Here is a 17,597-nt window from a genome sequence, read left to right as displayed (position 1 = left end):
ATGGTCTCCTATCGTCTCGTTTTGCTTTGTGTTGCTGCTCGTGCGTGCGGACAGCGTCGTTGGGGCGGGATTGCCCAGGGTTCCCCGGATGGCCGGGCATTGGTAGGGTGGGCAATACTGCCCACCCTACGATTGTCAGAACTGGTCCTCGAAGCGCTTGGCCAGGTCCTCGATGTTCTCCGGCGGCCAGCTTTCGACATCCATGCCAAGATGCAGACCCATGCCCGAAAGCACTTCCTTGATCTCGTTCAGCGACTTGCGGCCGAAGTTCGGGGTGCGGAGCATTTCCGCCTCGGTCTTCTGGATCAGGTCGCCGATGTAGACGATGTTGTCGTTCTTCAGGCAGTTCGCGGACCGGACCGAAAGCTCCAGCTCGTCCACTTTCTTCAGCAGCAGCGGGTTGAACTCGAGGCCCGAGTCGATCTCGCCGACCTTGGCCGATTCCGGCTCTTCGAAGTTCACGAAGATCGACAGCTGGTCCTGCAGGATGCGCGCGGCATAGGCCACGGCGTCGTCCGGCGTCAGGCTGCCGTCGGTTTCGATCTTCATCGTCAGCTTGTCATAGTCCAGCACCTGGCCCTCGCGGGTCGGCTGCACTTCGTAGCTGACCTTCTTGACCGGCGAATAGATCGCGTCGATCGGGATCAGGCCGATCGGAGCGTCCTCAGGGCGGTTCTTGTCCGCCGAGACATAGCCCTTGCCGGTGTTCACCGTCAGCTCCATGAACACGTCCGCGCCCTCGTCCAGGTGACAGATGACGTGGTCCTTGTTCAGGACTTCGATGCCGCTGGATTCGGAAATGTCGCCTGCAGTGACAACGCCCGGGCCCTTGGCCGAGATCGACAGCCGCTTCGGGCCGTCCACGTCCATCTTGATCGACACGCCCTTCAGGTTCAGGACGATGTCGGTCACGTCTTCACGGACCCCGGCCACCGACGAAAACTCGTGCAGCACGTTGTCGATCTGGACCGAGGTGATGGCCCCGCCCTGCAGCGAAGACATCAGCACACGGCGCAGCGCGTTGCCCAGCGTGAGGCCGAAGCCACGCTCCAAGGGCTCGGCGATGACGGTCGCGACGCGGGCGGCATCTGCCCCCGGCTTCACGACCAGCTGCGTCGGCTTGATGAGTTCCTGCCAGTTCTTATGGATCATTCTGAAGCCCCTATTCTTGTCCGCTGCCGATGTCCGAAAGCCGGCGGACGCCCGAGGATCGTAAACGACGAAAACCGGGCCGCGAGGGAACACCCTCACGGCCCGGTCGAAATCAAAACCTTAAACGCGGCGGCGCTTCGGCGGACGGCAGCCGTTGTGGGCCAACGGCGTCACGTCGCGGATCGACGTGATCTGGAAGCCCACGGCAGCCAGAGCGCGCAGCGCCGATTCACGGCCCGAACCCGGCCCCTGAACTTCGACTTCCAGCGTGCGGACGCCGTGTTCCTGCGCCTTGCGGCCAGCATCTTCGGCGGCCATCTGGGCAGCATAGGGCGTCGACTTGCGCGAGCCCTTGAAGCCCATGGTCCCCGAGGACGACCACGAGATCGCGTTGCCCTGAACGTCCGAGATCAGGATCTTGGTGTTGTTGAACGACGAGTTCACATGCGCCACACCAGCGGCGATGTTCTTGCGTTCTTTTTTCTTGGTGCGGGCGGTTTTGGTATCGCGTGCCATATCTCAGCGCCCCTTATTTCTTCTTGCCGGCAATGGCCTTCGCGGGGCCTTTGCGGGTACGAGCGTTGGTGTGCGTGCGCTGGCCGCGGACCGGCAGGCCCTTGCGGTGACGCAGGCCGCGGTAGCAGCCCAGGTCCATCAGACGCTTGATGTTCATCGTGACTTCGCGGCGCAGGTCGCCTTCGACAGTCAGGTTCGCGTCGATGTATTCGCGGATCGCCAGCACTTCGCTGTCGGTCAGCTGGTTGACCCGGCGGGCGGTGTCGATCTTCAGCGCTTCGCAGATGGTCTGGGCGGTGTGGGGGCCGATCCCGGTGATGTAGGTGAGCGCGATCGGAACCCGTTTCGCGGTCGGAATGTTGACGCCAGCAATACGTGCCAAACGTGTCGTCCTTCTTCGTTGCGGTTCCGTAACGCCAGAACCTTTTTTCACAACACCGCACGGGCAGTTAACCCGGCGATACGATCTTCCAATATGGAAGGCCCGCAAGGTGATTCCACCGCGGGACGCCGTGCCATATGGGGTTTTCCTGGTGCCGTCAAGTGGATCGGGCAGCCTGTTGGCTCGCAGGACCTGACGGGCGTATCTGATCGCTCACGCCCATCCTGAAAAACGAAGAACCGCGCCAGTCGAATGGCGCGGTTCCCGATACAGGCCGCCTTCGGTATGGAGCCTACTTCTTCGGAAGATCGTCGAATGCGGGCGAGTAGCCACCCCTCTCGTACAGCTCGCGGGTCAGCCCGAGCGGGTTCTTCGTCCCCTTGTCGACGTAGGCTACCTCCATGCCGTTCGGCAGGGTTGTACGGTACAATGGTTTGGCATCAGACATGCAGTTGGCTCCGCTAACGTTAACAATGTGTGGCGAAATGATCCGGAAATTGTGGCAGAAATAATCTGTCGCGATGTGCCACGCCTGATCTTTTCCGGGCCAATTTATGGCCGAAAATCAAGGGGTGCCGCATTTGCTACGGCACCCCCGGAATGCTTCTCATCATTGCCACAATTGGCGGTCGTTGCGGCCCGCCGCACCGGTCGGGCGACGCGCTCAGTCCAGAACGGACGAGATCTCGGATGAAACCGAATCCACATCCGCCAGGCCATCAACCGAGGCCAGCAGACCCTTGGCATAGTAGTAGCCAATCAGCGGCGACGTCTTCTTGTAGTATTCCATCAGCCTGGTTTTCAGCGTCTCGGCGTTGTCGTCAGCCCGCCGCTTGAGGTTCGTGCTGCCGCAAACGTCGCAGGTGCCTGCGACCTTCGTCGGGTGGGTCTTGTCGTGATAGACCGCGCCGCAGTTGCCGCAGGTGTACCGACCGGTGATCCGGTCGACCAACGCTGCGTCGTCCACCTGCATCTCGACCACACGGTCAAGTGTCGACCCGGTCCGTGTCAACAACTCGCCAAGCGCATCAGCCTGTTTCAGCGTGCGCGGGAAGCCGTCGAAGATGAAGCCACCTTTTGCGCCATCCTGCATCTTCGCCTCGATCAGGCCGATCACGATCTCATCCGTGACCAGCTCGCCCCGGGCCATGATGCCTTCGACCTGCTTGCCCAGCGCAGTGCCCTTGGCGATCGCTTCCTTAAGCATGTCGCCAGTCGACAGCTGAACCATGCCGCGGCTCTCTTCCAGCCGCTTGGCCTGCGTTCCCTTGCCCGCCCCCGGCGGCCCCAGAAGGATGATGTTCGTCATCGGATCAGCGCCGCGCCGGGGCCTTGGATGCCGACTTCGCACCCGGCTTCTTGCGGCCGCGCAGTTGCGACTTCTCGATCAGCGCCTCGTACTGGTGCGCCAGAAGATGCGACTGGACCTGCTGGATCGTATCCATGGTGACCGACACCACAATCAGAACCGAGGTGCCCCCGAAGTAGAACGGGATCCCCAGTTCGGCGATCAGAACCTCGGGCAGCAGACAGACCGCCGCAAGGTAGGCCGAGCCAAGGACAAGGATGCGGTTCACCACGTATTCCAGGTACTCTTCAGTCTTCTTGCCCGGACGGATACCCGGAACCGAGGCATTCTGGTTCTTCAGGTTCTCGGCCACTTCGTCGACCTTGAACGACACGTTCAGGGTATAGAAGTAGGCAAAGAACACGATCATCGCGGCCAGGAACGCCAGGTGCAGCGGCTGGCCATAGCCAAGGTTTGCAGCCAACCAGGACAGGACCGGGTTGGTGGTCGAACCCGAAAACGTGCTGATGGTCGTCGGCAGAAGCAGAATGGACGAGGCGAAGATCGCCGGGATAACGCCCGCCGGGTTGACCTTGATCGGCAGGTGCGACGAGCCGCCCTCATAGACCTTCATCCCCACCTGACGGCGCGGGTAGAGGATGCTGATCTTGCGCAGCGCGCGTTCCATGAACACGACGAAGGCGATGACGGCCACGACCATCACGATCACGCCCAGGATCACCGGGGTCGACAAGGCGCCGGACCGGCCCTGCGCAAAGAACTGCGCGATGGCCGCCGGGATCTCGGCCACGATGCCGACGAAGATGATAAGAGAGATGCCGTTGCCGATGCCGCGCGCAGTGATCTGTTCGCCGAGCCACATCAGGAACATCGTGCCGCCGACCAGCGTGATGACGCAGGAGGCGATGAAGAACGGACCAGGGGTATGCGCGAGCCCCCCACCCTGGATCGACATGGCGATGCCGTAGCCCTGCAGGATCGCCAGCGCCACCGTGCCGTACCGGGTATACTGGTTCAGCTTCTTGCGGCCCTGCTCGCCCTCTTTCTTCAGCTGTTGCCAGGGGCCGTACATCGTGCCCAGAAGCTGCACGATGATCGAGGCGCTGATGTAGGGCATGATGCCAAGCGCGAAGATCCCCATCCGGGCCAGGGCGCCGCCGGTGAACATGTTCAGCATGCCGCCGACGGTCTGCGTCGCATCCGCCATGAACTCACGCAGCGCCGTGCCGTCGATGCCCGGGACCGGGATATAGGTGCCCAGACGGTAGACGATCAGCAGGCCGATCGTGAAGAAGATGCGCTGGCGCAGGTCGGTCGCCTTGCCAAGCATGCCCCAGCTAAGGTTCGCGGCCATTTGTTCGGCAGCTGATGCCATGTCAGGTCTCTTTCAAGCCAAGCGCCGCCGGACCGTTCTCCGGTTCGGCGGCGCGGGAAAACTGGGTGTTGATGTAAGCGACCTTTGGGCCGCTCACAATGGTTATTCAGCCGCAGCCGCCACAGGTGCCAGGAGAGTGACCTTGCCGCCGGCCTTTTCCACGGCTTCGACAGCCGAGGCCGAGGCGCCGGTGACGGTCAGGTTGACCTTGGACTTCAGTTCGCCCTTGGCCAGCACGCGGATGCCGTCGCGCTTGGTCGAGGTGACACCGGCCGCGACCAGCGCGTCTTCGGTGATCTCGGCCTTCACGTCCAGCTTGCCCGCGGCGATGAACTTCTCGATCATCCCGAGGTTGACCACCGCGTAGTGCAGCTTGTTCGGCTTGGTGAAGCCGCGCTTGGGCAGGCGGCGATACAGCGGCATCTGGCCGCCTTCGTAGCCACCCAGCGCCACGCCCGAGCGGGACTTCTGACCCTTGATACCACGGCCAGCGGTCTTACCCTTGCCCGAACCCGGGCCGCGCGCCACGCGCTTCTTCTTCTTCGCCGCGCCTTCGTTGTCGGCGAGTTCATGCAGTTTCATGTCGCTTCTCCTTGCCGGATGTGCCCCCGAAGCGAGAACGGGACACCCACGGCTCTTCTTGATTCTCGTGGCCGGACTTGGCCACCGGGGGGCGATACAGCACGGGACCCCGAAAAGCAAGGGCGAGGCTGTCCACGGTGGACACCCTTGCCTTTTCCCTTTTTTCCCAACGGGATACCAGATTCCGTTAGGGTGGTGTTAACCCTCTGGGAGCCGTCGGATCATTGCCCCTGCGGCCAGACGAAACTGGGCTGCAGTCCCGAATAGACCGGGCGGCCGTCGGTGGGGGCCGGGTAGCCCTTCGTCTCGTCCCAGAAGGCGTGGTAGGTGGCCTTGGGGAACTTGGCGTCGTCGTAGCCCATGACATTCGGCACCGCCACGCGGATGCGGCCCTGCTTGTCGTCCAGCATCAGCGCCGCCCCGCATTCCTTGCAGACGCAGATCTCCAGCGGGCCGTTCGGGTTGTCCTTGTTGAAGGGCACCCGGTTCATCAGTTCGGGGTGGTCGACCTGGATGTCCCCGTGGTTGAAGAAGGCGACATGGGTCGTGTGCTGGCCGGTCACGCCCTTGCAGACGTTGCAGTGGCACTCGTGGTTGTCGATGGGTTCGGCGGTGGCAGTGACATGGACGTGCTGGCAGCCGCCAGCGTAGTGGGTGGTCATTGGCAGTCCTCCCTGTGCGCGGCCCCCTGCCCCCTCCCGGGGTGGTTCGAGTCGCAGGCGCAGGTTAGCACCGCGCCACGACGCCAAGTAGAGATTTGCGACACCGGCGGGGCAGTCCTCGCCAACCGGACATTGACAGAAGCGGATGCGGTCCCGACCCTCGCCTTAGGGGAGGGACAACCATGGACACACTCACCATCGAGAACCCGGCCTTTGTCACATACCTGATCGCCACGGCGCTGACCGTGCTGAAGGTGATGGGCCAGGGCTGGATGACCGTCTACCGGATGATGAAGGTTGGCGGTGGCTATGCCGCGCCCGAGGACCTGCGGCCCGGCCTGATCAACAAGGCGCCGGATCCGAAGCAGCTGGAGGTCAACGACTATGTCGACCGATCCCGTCGGATGCACCGCAACGACCTGGAGAACATCCCGGCCTTCTGGGCGGCAGGGCTGGTTTTCGTGGCGGTCGCCCCGCCCCTGTGGCTGGCGCAGATGCTGATGTACGGCTTCGTCGCAGCCCGGGCGGCGCATGCGGTGGCCTATGGCACGGCGCAGTCGCATGAGGTGCGGGCGACGTTCTACACCATCGGGTCCCTGATCGTGATGGCGATGGCAGTTTATGCGCTGGTGGCAGTCATGTGAGCATGATGGGATATGAGGCCGAAGATCAGTGTCCCACGCTATTGGGGAAGTGGCTGTCCCAAGCTTAAGGCGTCAAAGATATCATCGACCTCGTCATCCGACAGCAGGCGTACCAAACCGCTGCGCCTGAGCCAGATGGCGCGCATCGCGTTCAGATGTGAGTTATCGCTCGCCGTTCCGTTCAGAACGTCCCTTACGAACGTCTTTTCCAACGGATCAGAAGACTTACCGATCAGTCCAAGCAGATACTGTCCGCTGCCGACATCTGCCGCTGCCACCAGAGCATCAAGCTGATCAAGCACGTCGATTTGCCCAGACTCGAATCCAAATAGCGCTTCATTGTCGTCCGGATTCTGCTCAACCCATTTCAGAATAGTTCGAAAGCAATCCGTCAACGCGGGGGGATACATCTTCTGCGCCGCCTCCACACACGCTGAAAGAACCCAGGGCCGATTCCTTGTCTTGAGGTTAGCCAGAAACTGGGCATGCCCTCCATTCATGACTTCGCCCCAATGCAAGCCAAGCGCGTAGAACAAGGGAAGTTCTTCTGGCAACTCGTCGAGAGTGCAAAGATCCAATAGATAATCTGCACGCTCCCAAGCCTCCATTTCGGTATCGGCTGGCTTATGCCAGTCTGCCTCGTCCGCCGTCATAGGAATGAAGTCTAGGCGTCCCACTCAGGTCTCCCTTGGCCCATCGACTATTTTTCACAAAATCATTGCGAACCGGGTAGGGAAAGGCAAATGAATAACGCCCCCGCGTTTCCGCGAGGGCGTTCGTTGTCGATGCGGTGGGGTAGAACCCCACCCTACGGGCTTAGCCGCGCTCTTCGATGATCTCGACGAGGTGGCTGATCGAGTTCACCATGCCGCGGACGGAAGGGGTATCTTCCAGCTCGCGGGTGCGGTTCAGCTTGTTCAGGCCGAGGCCCTTCAGGGTCGCGGTCTGCACGGCCGGACGGCGGGCGGCCGAACGGATCTGCTTCACGACGATGGTTTTCTTCTTGTCAGCCATGATCAGGCCTCCACGGTTTCAGCTTCGGGCTTCCGAAGAATTTCGGCGACCTTCTTGCCACGACGCGCGGCGACCGAACGGGGCGAGGCTTCGTGCTTCAGCCCGTCGATGGTGGCGCGGATCATGTTGTAGGGGTTTTGCGAGCCGATCGATTTGGCGACGACGTCCTGGATCCCCAGCATCTCGAACACGGCGCGCATCGGGCCGCCGGCGATGATGCCGGTACCGGCCACGGCGGTCCGCATCACGACGCGGCCGGCGCCATGGCGGCCTTCCATGTCGTGGTGCAGCGTGCGGCTGTCTTTCAGAGCGACGCGGATCATCGAGCGCTTGGCCTGTTCGGTGGCCTTGCGGATCGCTTCCGGCACTTCCTTGGCCTTGCCCTTGCCGAAGCCGACGCGACCGCGCTGGTCACCGACGACGACGAGAGCCGCAAAGCCGAAGCGCTTGCCACCCTTGACGGTTTTCGAGACACGGTTGATCGCGACCAGACGGTCGGCGAATTCCGGGGTTTCTTCCGGGCGGTTGTCGCGACGGTCGTCACGACGCTCCCGGCGGTTCTCACGTTCTGCCATATGGCAATTCCTTCGTGGTGGCACGCTGTGCCGTTAAAGCCAATCCTGGTGGGCGCCGCAGGGGCGCCCCCGGATCATCGGGGCGGCATCACTGCCGCCCGCCTGATTTAGAACTTCAGACCGCCTTCGCGGGCTGCATCGGCAAGCGCCTTGATCTTGCCGTGGAACAGGAAGCCGCCGCGGTCGAAGTAGCACTCTTCGACGCCCGCCTTCTTGGCCCGCTCGGCAATCGCCGCGCCCACCTTGGCCGAAGCCTCGATGTTGTTCTTGCCGACCACGCCGAGGTCTTTCTCGAGCGAGGAGGCCGAAGCCACCGTCACACCCTTCACGTCGTCGATCAGCTGGACGCTGATGTTCTTCGACGAGCGGTGCACCGACAGCCGCAGGCGGCCATGCGAGGTCGCCTTGATCTTGTTCCGGACGCGCAGGCGGCGCTTGAGGAACAACTCTCTCTTGTTGTTTGCCATTTTCGCCACCCTTACTTCTTCTTGCCTTCCTTGCGGAAGATGTACTCATCCTTGTAGCGGATGCCTTTGCCCTTGTAGGGCTCGGGCGCGCGCCATTCGCGGATGTTCGCTGCCACCTGGCCGACCTGCTGCTGGTCGATGCCTTCCACGGTGATTTCGGTCTGCTTCGGGACGGTGATGGTCACCCCCTTCGGCACGTCGAAGTTCACTTCGTGGGAATAGCCCAGAGACAGTTTCAGCACGTTGCCAGCCATCGCGGCGCGGTAGCCGACGCCCTGGATTTCCAGATCCTGCTTGAAGCCGGTGGAAACGCCGGTGACGAGGTTCGCGATCATCGATCGGGTCATCCCCCACTGCTGGCGCGCACGCTTCGACAGGCCACGCGGGGTCACCTTGACGGTATCGCCCTCGATGGTCAGCGTGACGTCGTCGCCCGCGGTGAAGGAACGGGTCCCTTTCGGGCCCTTCACTTCGATGGTCTGGCCGCTGATCGAGGCAGAGGTGCCTTTGACGAGCGCGACGGGTTTCTTGCCGATACGAGACATTCCACCCTCCTCAGAACACGGTGCAAAGCACTTCGCCGCCGACATTGGCAGCGCGTGCATTTGCATCAGACAGAACGCCCTTGGGGGTCGAGACGATGGCGACGCCCAGGCCGTTGCGGACCGAGGGAAGCTCGCTCACACCCATGTACACGCGACGGCCGGGCTTCGAGACACGCTTCACTTCGCGGATCACGGGCTCGCCTTCGTAGTACTTCAGGCTGATGGTGAATTCGCCCTGCTTGTTGGCGGTCTCCGACTTCTCGTAGCCACGGATGTAGCCTTCCGAGAGGAGCACGTCGAGCACGCGGGCGCGCAGCGTCGAGGCGGGGGTCGTCACGGTGGACTTGCCGCGCATCTGGGCGTTGCGGATACGGGTCAGCATATCGCCGAGAGGATCGTTCATGGACATGTGATGCCTCCCTTTACCAGCTGGACTTGACCATGCCCGGGATCTGGCCGAACGAGGCCAGGTCACGCAGCATGATGCGCGAGAGTTTGAGCTTGCGGTAGAACGCATGCGGACGGCCCGTCAGCTGGCAGCGGTTGTGCAGCCGGACGGCGGACGAGTTGCGGGGCATCTCGGCCAGTTTCAGAGTCGCCTTGAAGCGCTCTTCCATCGGCTTCGACTGGTCGTTGATCACCGCCTTGAGGCCGGCGCGCTTGGAAGCATGCTGCTTCACCAGCTTCGCCCGCTTCACTTCGCGGTTCACCATGGATTTCTTTGCCATATCTCAGGTTCCTCGCGCTTACGACGTGAAGGGCATGTTGAAATGCTTCAACAGCGCCTTGGCTTCCGCGTCGGTTTTCGCGGTGGTGCAGATGATGATGTCCATCCCCAGAACCTCGTCGACCTTGTCGAAGTTGATTTCGGGGAACACGATGTGCTCTTTCAGGCCCATGGCATAGTTGCCGCGACCATCGAAGCTGGTGCCTTTCACGCCGCGGAAGTCGCGGACGCGGGGCAGAGCCACGTTGATGAGCCGGTCGAGGAATTCGTACATCCGGTCGCCGCGCAGCGTGACCTTGCAGCCCAGCGGCATCTCTTCACGGACGCGGAAGCCGGCGATCGACTTCTTGGCCTTGGTGATGACGGCCTTCTGACCGGCGATCTGGCCAAGTTCCTCGGCGGCCTGCTTCACCTTCTTGGTGTCCTTGACCGCTTCGCCGACGCCCATGTTCAGGACGATCTTGTCCAGACGCGGGATCTGCATGTCGTTCTTGTAGCCGAATTCCGACTTCATGCCCGCGCGGATCTTGCCCTTGTATTCGGCCTTCAGGCGCGGCGTGTAGGTGGCTTGGTCGAGCATCAGATGACCTCCCCGGTGGTCTTGGCGAAACGGACCTTCTTGTCGCCTTCCATGCGGAAGCCCACGCGGGTCGCCTTGCCGTTCTTGTCCACGATGGCGAGGTTCGACAGGTCGATCGGCATCGCCTTCGGCACCCGGCCGCCCTGCGAGGACGCCGACTGCTTGGTGTGGCGGATCGCGACGTTCACGCCGTCGACGATGGCCTTGTTCTCGGACGGCATGACGGCGGAAATCTCGCCCTTCTTGCCCTTGTCCTTGCCGGTGAGCACGACGACCGTGTCACCCTTCTTCAGCTTGGCAGCCATCAGAGCACCTCCGGAGCCAGCGAGATGATCTTCATGAAGTTCTTGGCACGCAACTCGCGCACGACCGGCCCGAAGATACGGGTGCCGACCGGTTCGCCCTGGTTGTTCAGGATGACGGCGGCGTTGCGGTCGAAACGGATGGTGGTGCCGTCTTCACGGCGAACTTCCTTGGCGGTGCGAACGACGACGGCTTTACGCACGTCCCCCTTCTTCACGCGGCCTTTAGGAATGGCTTCCTTGACCGACACCACGATGATGTCGCCGACGGAAGCATAACGGCGGTGCGAACCGCCAAGAACCTTGATGCACTGAACCCGGCGAGCGCCGGAGTTGTCAGCCACATCCAGATTCGTCTGCATCTGGATCATTTGAAAGTCTCCCGACCTTCGGGGCTAGGCCCCGGGGTTTCGTTCGGGACGAAGGGGTTCTGGCTTACGCCTCGACCACCACCGTCCAGCGTTTCGTCTTCGAGATCGGCGCGCACTCTTCGATACGGACAGTATCGCCGACCTTGAACTTGTTCTCCGCGTCATGGGCGCGGTATTTCTTCGACTTGCGGACGGTCTTCTGCAGCAGCGGGTGCTTGAAGCGACGTTCCACGAGAACGGTGATCGTCTGCTCGTTCTTGTCCGAGGTGACGACGCCTTGCAGGATGCGTTTCGGCATTGGTTTTCCCCTTACTTCGCAGCTTCAGCGGCTTTTTGGCCGAGAACGGTCTTGATGCGGGCGACGTCGCGGCGGACGGCACGCATGCGGGCGGTGTTCTCAAGCTGGTTGGTCGCTTGCTGGAAGCGCAGGTTGAAGGCTTCCTTCTTCAGCTGAACCAGGCTGTCACGCAGCTGGTCCGGCGTCTTCGAACGCAGTTCTTCGGCTTTCATGCCGGTCTTTCCTTTTCACAATCGCCAGTCGGCCCCTACGGGAGGGTCACCGAGGACCTGGCGGATCAATGACAAACCGCCGACTCCGAGTCACCCCGGAATCGCGGATGCGCCCGTATAGGGGGGAAGGCGGCGGGGGGCAAGGGGGAAGTTGGGGGGCAGGTCTAGTGATTGTCGCTGATGACCATCTGCATGACCTTGAACTGTTTCAGCCACTGCTCGGTCCACACGATGTAATGCTCGCCCGTGTCATCGAAATTCTGGTAAAACTCCCGTAGCCATTCCCTGCCCCACCGAAACGGATATTCAAGAAATGGCTCGACTTCCTGCAAGCATTTCTCCCCAACGTCTGCATCAGATAGGAGGCTGATGCCCCGTTCCTTCCACTTAGCTCGAAGCAGCTTAGCGAACTCAATGGGCAGTGGATGCGGCTGGCCGAACAGCTCTGCGAGTTTCTTGCCTGCCTCGGCAGTGCAAGTCAGGCACGCAATGAAGCACAGCGCTTCAAGGGTTATGAGTCTCTTTTCTTGGAATTTGCCCAGATCACTGAGCCTAATAGCGATCTTGCTTGCCGTTAGGAACTCAGGCGTGTCGCTGCCTGGTCCATCATCCAAAACCAAAGCGTCATAAAGGTTCTTTGCGAGAACCTCATGCCTATTCGGCTTCGTCCCTTTGATCTTACTCAGCCACTTCAACTGCTGCTACCTAATGTCCGCTCAAGCAGCCTACCCCAACTTCTCCGCAATCCACATCTTGATCAGCGACTGCCGCGTGACGCCGAGCACAGGGCGAAAATGTAGGGTGCGCTACAGCGCACCAGCGGACGGTGCGCTATAGCGCACCCTACGATGCCGCCCTAAGCCCACCCATAGTTGAAGCTGACCGAGATCCGCTCTTCCTCGGACATGTTCATCGGGACTTCGTGGCGCAGCCAGCTTTCCCAGAGGAGGACCTCCCCCACTGCCGGTTTGACGTAGACGAAGCGCTGTAGCTCTTGCGGGGCGGTTTTCAGGGGGACGGGGGCCAGCATCATCATCGGCAGGCGGGGGTCTTCCAGCTTTAGCGCCGAGGTCCCCTCCGGCATCGCGACATAGGTCGTGCCCGAGATCACCGAATGCGGGTGGATGTGGCTGGCGTGGGTGCCGCCTTCGGGCAGGATGTTGATCCAGAGCGAGTTGCACTTGAGCTTCCTGTCGCCCAGGTCGAAGCCCAGATCCTGGCAGAAGGCCGCGACGTGGCGGTCCAGCGCCTTTTCCAGATCGCCGAAGATCGGCATCCGCCAGGGCAGGTCGTTCAGCGAGGCATAGGAGGTGTAGCCCGGGTAGCCATTCGCCTCGCACCACTCATGCCCGGCGTCGTCATCCTCGGCGACGGTTTCGCAGGTGACGCGCAACTCGTCGTAGTCCACCTTCTTCTTGGCGAGTTCATTCAGCTTCGCGCGATACAGGCGGGTGACGAAGAGAGAGGTGATGTCTGGCATGGGCCGGGCTCCGCTGAAAGGGACCACCGGCTTCTGCCACCTCGACAGGTCTTAGGCAACGCCCTCAACAATGCGGATGTCACGTACAACAGCATCGCCAAGGAGTTTCAACGATGCCTGATAGGCTGGGCTGTCATGCGCGGCGATTGCCGCGTCAACACTGTCGAACTCCAGGACCACGGTCCGCTCGTTCAGACCGTTGTCATAAGTCATGGCGGGCAAGCCGCGTACCATGATCCGCCCACCGGCGGCCTGCAGGGCTGGTCCTGACACCTTGGCGTAAGCCTCCAGTGCCTCCGGGTTCTTCACTTCATGGTACATCGCAATCCAGTAGGCTTTCGGCATGGGGCTCTCCTCGACTGGAATCGGAGAGAGCTTAGCACAACCGCCTCACCTCGCTGAAAAGCAAAAAAGCCCCCGCCGTTTCCAGCGGGGGCCGATGTCGTAGGTCGGGGTTCACCCCGACTCTTACCAGTCTTCCTTCGCGACGATGCGCGTGGTGACCGGAAGCTTCATCGCGCCGAGGCGCAGGGCCTCACGCGCAATCTCGTCGTTCACGCCGTCGATCTCGAACATGATCCGGCCGGGCTTGACCTTGGCCGCCCAGTAGTCGGTCGACCCCTTGCCCGAGCCCATGCGGACTTCGACGGGCTTCGCCGAAACCGGAACGTCCGGGAAAATCCGGATCCAGACCCGGCCCTGGCGCTTCATGTGGCGGGTGATCGCGCGGCGGGCCGCTTCGATCTGCCGCGCAGTGACGCGCTCGGGCTCGGTCGCCTTGAGGGCGTAGGAGCCGAAGTTGATCAGGAACCCACCCTTGGCTTCGCCATGGATGCGGCCCTTGTGCATCTTGCGGAATTTCGTGCGCTTTGGTTGCAGCATCTAGGTTACTCCTTACGCGCGTTCACGGTCGCGGCGCGGACCACGGGGGGCCGGGCCGTCAGCCGCTTCGGCAAGACGACGATCATGGGCCTGCGGATCATGCTCAAGGATTTCGCCTTTGAAGATCCAGACCTTCACACCGATGATCCCGTAGGGGGTCTCGGCTTCCGACAGCGCATAGTCGATGTCGGCGCGCAACGTGTGCAGCGGCACGCGGCCTTCGCGGTACCATTCGGTCCGGGCGATTTCGGCACCGCCAAGACGGCCGGCGACGTTCACACGGATACCAAGCGCACCCATCCGCATCGCGTTCTGCACGCCACGCTTCATCGCGCGACGGAAGGAAACGCGACGTTCCATCTGCTGGGCGATCGACTCGGCCACCAGCTGGGCGTCAAGCTCCGGCTTGCGGACCTCGACGATGTTCAGGTGCAGTTCGGACTTGGTGAACACGGTCAGCTTCTTGCGAAGCGTCTCGATGTCCGCGCCCTTCTTGCCGATGATCACGCCCGGACGTGCGGTGTGAATGGTCACACGGCACTTCTTGTGCGGACGCTCGATGATCACGCGGCTGATGCCGGCGGCCTTCAGTTCCTTGTGGATGAACTCGCGCATGCGGAGGTCTTCCAGCAGGAGGTTGCCGTAGTCTTTCGACTCCGCGAACCAGCGGCTGTCCCAGGTGCGGTTGACCTGGAGGCGCATACCGATCGGATTGACCTTCTGACCCATTATGCGGTCTCCCCGGCTTGACGGACCTTGATGGTGATTTCAGAGAACGGCTTCATGATCTTGCCGAACCGGCCGCGAGCCCGCGGACGGCCCCGCTTCATCACCAGGTTCTTGCCGACCCAGGCCTCGGCCACGACAAGGCTGTCGACGTCGAGGTTGTGGTTGTTTTCCGCGTTGGCGATGGCCGACTGCAGGCACTTCTTCACGTCACCGGCGATGCGGCGCTTGGAGAAGGTCAGGTCGGCAAGCGCCTTGTCCACCTTCTTGCCGCGGATCATGCCCGCGACCAGGTTCAGCTTCTGCGGGGACGTGCGCAGCATGCGCAGCACGGCCATCGCTTCGTTGTCCGCCACGCGGCGGGGGTTCTTTTCCGCACCCATGGCTTATTTCCTCTTCGCTTTCTTGTCGGCAGCGTGACCGTAGTAGGTCCGCGTCGGCGAGTATTCACCGAACTTCTGGCCGATCATTTCTTCCGTCACCGCAACGGGGACGTGCTTCTTGCCGTTGTAGACGCCGAAGGTCAGGCCCACGAACTGCGGCAGGATGGTGGAACGGCGCGACCAGATCTTGATCACTTCCGACTTGCCGCCAGCCTTGGCTTTCTCGGCCTTCTTCAGGACGTAGCCGTCGACGAACGGGCCTTTCCAGATGGAACGTGCCATGGATTAACGCCCTTTCTTCTTGGCGTGGCGCGAGCGGACGATCAGGCTGTCAGAAGCCTTCGGCTTGCGCGTCTTGTTGCCCTTGGTGCCCTTGCCCCACGGGGTAACCGGGTGACGGCCGCCCGAGGTGCGGCCTTCGCCGCCGCCATGCGGGTGGTCGATCGGGTTCATCGCGACGCCGCGGACCGTCGGGCGGATGCCCTTGTGGCGCATACGTCCGGCTTTACCGAAGTTCTGGTTCGAGTTGTCGGGGTTCGACACGGCACCGATGGTGGCCATGCATTCCTGACGAACCATGCGAAGCTCGCCCGAGGACAGGCGGATCTGCGCGTAAGAGCCGTCACGGCCGACGAACTGGGCATAGGTGCCCGCCGCACGGGCCAGCTGGCCGCCCTTGCCGGGCTTCAGCTCGACGTTGTGGACGATCGCGCCGATCGGCATGCCGCTGAAGGGCATCGCGTTCCCCGGCTTCACGTCGGTTTTCGCGCCAGCGATGACGCTGTCACCCACGGCCAGGCGCTGCGGCGCAAGGATGTAGGCCAGTTCACCGTCCTGATACTTGATCAGCGCGATGAAGGCGGTGCGGTTCGGGTCATATTCGATCCGCTCGACGACCGCCGGGATATCATATTTGCGACGCTTGAAATCGACCACCCGGTAGAGACGCTTTGCGCCCCCGCCCTGGTGCCACATCGTGATACGTCCGGTGTTGTTCCGGCCACCAGAACGGTTCAATCCCTCGGTGAGGTGCTTGACCGGGCGGCCTTTCCACAGCTCCGAACGGTCGATCAGAACCAGCCCGCGCTGGCCAGGCGTCGTCGGCTTATACGACTTGAGTGCCATGTTCTCTGTCTTCCGTTTGCTTCGCGACCCTTGCGGGCCTCGGGTGAAGGGCTCCGAAGATCCCCGATTTAGTGTCCTTTCCTCCTGCGGCTGCATCGGGAACGAACAAACCAAGAGCCCCGGACGAATCCGGGGCTTCTGGCGTGGCGCGGGATTAGCAGACGGGGGTGGGGGTGGCAAGGGGTAGACTAGGAAATTCTTTGGACGCCAGCAGTTGGAAAATTTGAGCAGTGTGGAGGCATCACGTCCCACGCCGTCCGAAGAACTCCTGTCTGTTAGGCGTTGCTACTACGCGAGAGAAAAGTATCGAACTCCAAACGCATCTGAGAATATCTCGATGATTTGGATCGCGTCATACAAGGAACCTGGATCAAGCGTTTCCAGTTCCCGCGCCGTCTGTACCTGTCGGAAAATCGGTGTGACAAGATCACTGCCACTGGTGGCCTCCACTATAGCTGCCGCCGTCTTCTTCAGATGCTGATTGAGCGGGAGTGGATTATTTCTATCAAGGCCCAGTGAGATTATCTCCTTAAGCGGCTGACTTTCAATATCAACTGTCTCGGAGTGACCTTTGCCAAAGCACCCAGCCTCGATGTAGCTGTAGTGCCCGTGCCCCTTTAGTTTGCCGACACTGGCAATGTTACTATGATCGACAACGGTCGAACCCCTGACATACGACCAAAGATCGGAAGCCTGCCAGAATGCTGGACTAGCATAGATCGTCGCAGCGCGCCCGAAGCTCTGCGCATCTATTCTTTCCAGCGCTTCTTGCTGGTGTGGCATAGTTTGGTAGCGATAGTAGCTCTGGTTCCAGTCAGACCATTCCTTTGCGCCACGTGAGCGGAGGAACGTCGGTCGTTTGAATTGCACGAACAGATTAAGCTTGAAATCCGGCAAGTGGCTGGCAATCGTTTTGCCAGTCATATTGAACTCATCAATTTCGACGCCGGTAAGACGGCGCTGGCGGTGGCGCCTGACATACGGCCCAAAACGGAAGAACCACTCCATTGGAAGAAAAAATGCCTCATCGAACCCAAGCCACGACTCATCACACTGATCCGGCGAAAACGTAGCATTGGTTAAGCGGGCCAACTCGTGCCCAAAGCTTTTCTCAAAGGTCTTTTCTTTGAACTCAATGTCCATATTCGTTCAGCCCAGAAGTGACACCTGCACCCTAGACGTATCTAACTTGCTGAGACGGCGCTATCGAAATTCTAATGGCATAGCGGGCTTTCAGACCACTCACCCCTTAGCAAAAAGCCCCCACCTTCCGGCAGGGGCTCTCTCA

The 17,597-nt window shown here is 61.4% G+C and carries 30 protein-coding genes; 1 reads left to right on the top strand and 29 read right to left on the bottom strand.

The genetic code is table 11. The features are described from left to right. Positions 1–135: 135 nt before the first annotated feature. The 8 genes from E8M84_RS05835 to E8M84_RS05805 all read right to left on the bottom strand — a co-directional run bounded on the left by E8M84_RS05835 (position 136) and on the right by E8M84_RS05805 (position 5,978). Positions 136–1,152 carry a DNA-directed RNA polymerase subunit alpha gene (locus tag E8M84_RS05835; RefSeq protein ID WP_137110208.1) on the bottom strand — a complete coding sequence of 339 codons (1,017 nt, stop codon included), beginning with the start codon at positions 1,150–1,152 and terminating at the stop codon, positions 136–138. Positions 1,153–1,272: 120 nt separating this feature from the next. Then, positions 1,273–1,668, bottom strand: coding sequence for a 30S ribosomal protein S11 (gene rpsK / locus E8M84_RS05830; RefSeq protein ID WP_137110207.1), 396 nt, complete (start codon positions 1,666–1,668; stop codon positions 1,273–1,275). A gap of 13 nt (positions 1,669–1,681) precedes the next feature. Continuing rightward, entirely contained in the window at positions 1,682–2,050 is a 369-nt protein-coding gene (gene rpsM / locus E8M84_RS05825) for a 30S ribosomal protein S13 (RefSeq protein WP_137110206.1), read from the bottom strand. A gap of 292 nt (positions 2,051–2,342) precedes the next feature. Further along, a complete protein-coding gene (locus E8M84_RS21400) occupies positions 2,343–2,498 on the bottom strand; it encodes a hypothetical protein (protein WP_170971856.1) in 156 nt (51 codons plus the stop codon). Positions 2,499–2,714: 216 nt separating this feature from the next. Beyond that, entirely contained in the window at positions 2,715–3,359 is a 645-nt protein-coding gene (locus E8M84_RS05820) for an adenylate kinase (protein ID WP_137110205.1), read from the bottom strand. Positions 3,360–3,363: 4 nt separating this feature from the next. Continuing rightward, a complete protein-coding gene (gene secY / locus E8M84_RS05815; RefSeq protein WP_137110204.1) occupies positions 3,364–4,734 on the bottom strand; it encodes a preprotein translocase subunit SecY in 1,371 nt (456 codons plus the stop codon). 102 nt (positions 4,735–4,836) lie between these two features. After that, the gene (gene rplO, locus E8M84_RS05810; RefSeq protein WP_137110203.1) at positions 4,837–5,316 is read right to left on the bottom strand and encodes a 50S ribosomal protein L15; all 480 of its coding nucleotides are present in this window, start codon (positions 5,314–5,316) and stop codon (positions 4,837–4,839) included. Between the two features lie 221 nt (positions 5,317–5,537). Then, complete coding sequence (locus E8M84_RS05805; RefSeq protein WP_137110202.1) at positions 5,538–5,978, bottom strand: GFA family protein; 441 nt, start codon at positions 5,976–5,978, stop codon at positions 5,538–5,540. A 182-nt stretch (positions 5,979–6,160) separates the two neighbouring features. Here E8M84_RS05805 and E8M84_RS05800 point away from each other — a divergent pair, with 182 nt between their 5' ends. Continuing rightward, complete coding sequence (locus E8M84_RS05800) at positions 6,161–6,622, top strand: MAPEG family protein (RefSeq protein WP_137110201.1); 462 nt, start codon at positions 6,161–6,163, stop codon at positions 6,620–6,622. 38 nt (positions 6,623–6,660) lie between these two features. On the opposite strand, the gene E8M84_RS05795 is transcribed toward E8M84_RS05800, so the two are convergent. The 21 genes from E8M84_RS05795 to E8M84_RS05695 form a co-directional block, all read right to left on the bottom strand. Continuing rightward, positions 6,661–7,299 carry a hypothetical protein gene (locus tag E8M84_RS05795; RefSeq protein ID WP_137110200.1) on the bottom strand — a complete coding sequence of 213 codons (639 nt, stop codon included), beginning with the start codon at positions 7,297–7,299 and terminating at the stop codon, positions 6,661–6,663. A 139-nt stretch (positions 7,300–7,438) separates the two neighbouring features. Continuing rightward, entirely contained in the window at positions 7,439–7,636 is a 198-nt protein-coding gene (gene rpmD, locus E8M84_RS05790) for a 50S ribosomal protein L30 (RefSeq protein ID WP_137110199.1), read from the bottom strand. A gap of 2 nt (positions 7,637–7,638) precedes the next feature. Then, complete coding sequence (gene rpsE, locus E8M84_RS05785; RefSeq protein WP_137110198.1) at positions 7,639–8,211, bottom strand: 30S ribosomal protein S5; 573 nt, start codon at positions 8,209–8,211, stop codon at positions 7,639–7,641. Between the two features lie 107 nt (positions 8,212–8,318). Further along, a complete protein-coding gene (gene rplR, locus E8M84_RS05780; protein WP_137110197.1) occupies positions 8,319–8,678 on the bottom strand; it encodes a 50S ribosomal protein L18 in 360 nt (119 codons plus the stop codon). 11 nt (positions 8,679–8,689) lie between these two features. Then, complete coding sequence (gene rplF, locus E8M84_RS05775) at positions 8,690–9,223, bottom strand: 50S ribosomal protein L6 (protein WP_137110196.1); 534 nt, start codon at positions 9,221–9,223, stop codon at positions 8,690–8,692. A 10-nt stretch (positions 9,224–9,233) separates the two neighbouring features. Then, entirely contained in the window at positions 9,234–9,632 is a 399-nt protein-coding gene (gene rpsH, locus E8M84_RS05770) for a 30S ribosomal protein S8 (protein ID WP_137110195.1), read from the bottom strand. Between the two features lie 13 nt (positions 9,633–9,645). Next, a complete protein-coding gene (gene rpsN / locus E8M84_RS05765) occupies positions 9,646–9,951 on the bottom strand; it encodes a 30S ribosomal protein S14 (protein ID WP_137110194.1) in 306 nt (101 codons plus the stop codon). An 18-nt stretch (positions 9,952–9,969) separates the two neighbouring features. Continuing rightward, positions 9,970–10,530 carry a 50S ribosomal protein L5 gene (gene rplE / locus E8M84_RS05760; protein WP_137110193.1) on the bottom strand — a complete coding sequence of 187 codons (561 nt, stop codon included), beginning with the start codon at positions 10,528–10,530 and terminating at the stop codon, positions 9,970–9,972. Then, complete coding sequence (rplX, locus tag E8M84_RS05755; RefSeq protein ID WP_137110192.1) at positions 10,530–10,835, bottom strand: 50S ribosomal protein L24; 306 nt, start codon at positions 10,833–10,835, stop codon at positions 10,530–10,532. Before rplX ends, rplE begins: the two co-directional genes overlap by 1 nt. Beyond that, positions 10,835–11,203, bottom strand: a complete 369-nt coding sequence (gene rplN, locus E8M84_RS05750) for a 50S ribosomal protein L14 (RefSeq protein ID WP_091302592.1) — start codon at positions 11,201–11,203, stop codon at positions 10,835–10,837. The genes rplX and rplN overlap by 1 nt, the downstream gene beginning before the upstream one ends. A gap of 64 nt (positions 11,204–11,267) precedes the next feature. Beyond that, the gene (gene rpsQ / locus E8M84_RS05745; protein WP_137110191.1) at positions 11,268–11,501 is read right to left on the bottom strand and encodes a 30S ribosomal protein S17; all 234 of its coding nucleotides are present in this window, start codon (positions 11,499–11,501) and stop codon (positions 11,268–11,270) included. A gap of 11 nt (positions 11,502–11,512) precedes the next feature. After that, entirely contained in the window at positions 11,513–11,713 is a 201-nt protein-coding gene (gene rpmC, locus E8M84_RS05740) for a 50S ribosomal protein L29 (protein WP_137110190.1), read from the bottom strand. 164 nt (positions 11,714–11,877) lie between these two features. Continuing rightward, on the bottom strand, positions 11,878–12,408 hold the full coding sequence (locus E8M84_RS05735; protein ID WP_137110189.1) for a hypothetical protein: 531 nt from the start codon (positions 12,406–12,408) through the stop codon (positions 11,878–11,880). Between the two features lie 161 nt (positions 12,409–12,569). Next, on the bottom strand, positions 12,570–13,193 hold the full coding sequence (locus E8M84_RS05730) for a TIGR02466 family protein (protein ID WP_137110188.1): 624 nt from the start codon (positions 13,191–13,193) through the stop codon (positions 12,570–12,572). 51 nt (positions 13,194–13,244) lie between these two features. After that, positions 13,245–13,538 carry a DUF1330 domain-containing protein gene (locus E8M84_RS05725; protein WP_137110187.1) on the bottom strand — a complete coding sequence of 98 codons (294 nt, stop codon included), beginning with the start codon at positions 13,536–13,538 and terminating at the stop codon, positions 13,245–13,247. Between the two features lie 123 nt (positions 13,539–13,661). Beyond that, positions 13,662–14,075 carry a 50S ribosomal protein L16 gene (gene rplP / locus E8M84_RS05720; protein ID WP_137110186.1) on the bottom strand — a complete coding sequence of 138 codons (414 nt, stop codon included), beginning with the start codon at positions 14,073–14,075 and terminating at the stop codon, positions 13,662–13,664. 12 nt (positions 14,076–14,087) lie between these two features. Continuing rightward, positions 14,088–14,804, bottom strand: coding sequence for a 30S ribosomal protein S3 (gene rpsC / locus E8M84_RS05715; RefSeq protein WP_103259187.1), 717 nt, complete (start codon positions 14,802–14,804; stop codon positions 14,088–14,090). After that, a complete protein-coding gene (gene rplV / locus E8M84_RS05710; protein ID WP_137110185.1) occupies positions 14,804–15,184 on the bottom strand; it encodes a 50S ribosomal protein L22 in 381 nt (126 codons plus the stop codon). Before rplV ends, rpsC begins: the two co-directional genes overlap by 1 nt. Before the next feature lie 3 nt (positions 15,185–15,187). Continuing rightward, positions 15,188–15,466 carry a 30S ribosomal protein S19 gene (gene rpsS, locus E8M84_RS05705; protein WP_103259189.1) on the bottom strand — a complete coding sequence of 93 codons (279 nt, stop codon included), beginning with the start codon at positions 15,464–15,466 and terminating at the stop codon, positions 15,188–15,190. Between the two features lie 3 nt (positions 15,467–15,469). After that, positions 15,470–16,309 carry a 50S ribosomal protein L2 gene (gene rplB / locus E8M84_RS05700; RefSeq protein ID WP_137110184.1) on the bottom strand — a complete coding sequence of 280 codons (840 nt, stop codon included), beginning with the start codon at positions 16,307–16,309 and terminating at the stop codon, positions 15,470–15,472. Positions 16,310–16,597: 288 nt separating this feature from the next. Then, the gene (locus E8M84_RS05695) at positions 16,598–17,452 is read right to left on the bottom strand and encodes a hypothetical protein (protein ID WP_137110183.1); all 855 of its coding nucleotides are present in this window, start codon (positions 17,450–17,452) and stop codon (positions 16,598–16,600) included. Positions 17,453–17,597: the final 145 nt, after the last annotated feature.

Source organism: Rhodobacter sp. SY28-1 (genome assembly GCF_005222785.1).
GTDB lineage: Bacteria > Pseudomonadota > Alphaproteobacteria > Rhodobacterales > Rhodobacteraceae > Tabrizicola.
The sequence above is the reverse complement of the archived record's forward strand: the minus strand, read 5'-3'. Positions and strand labels throughout refer to the sequence as shown.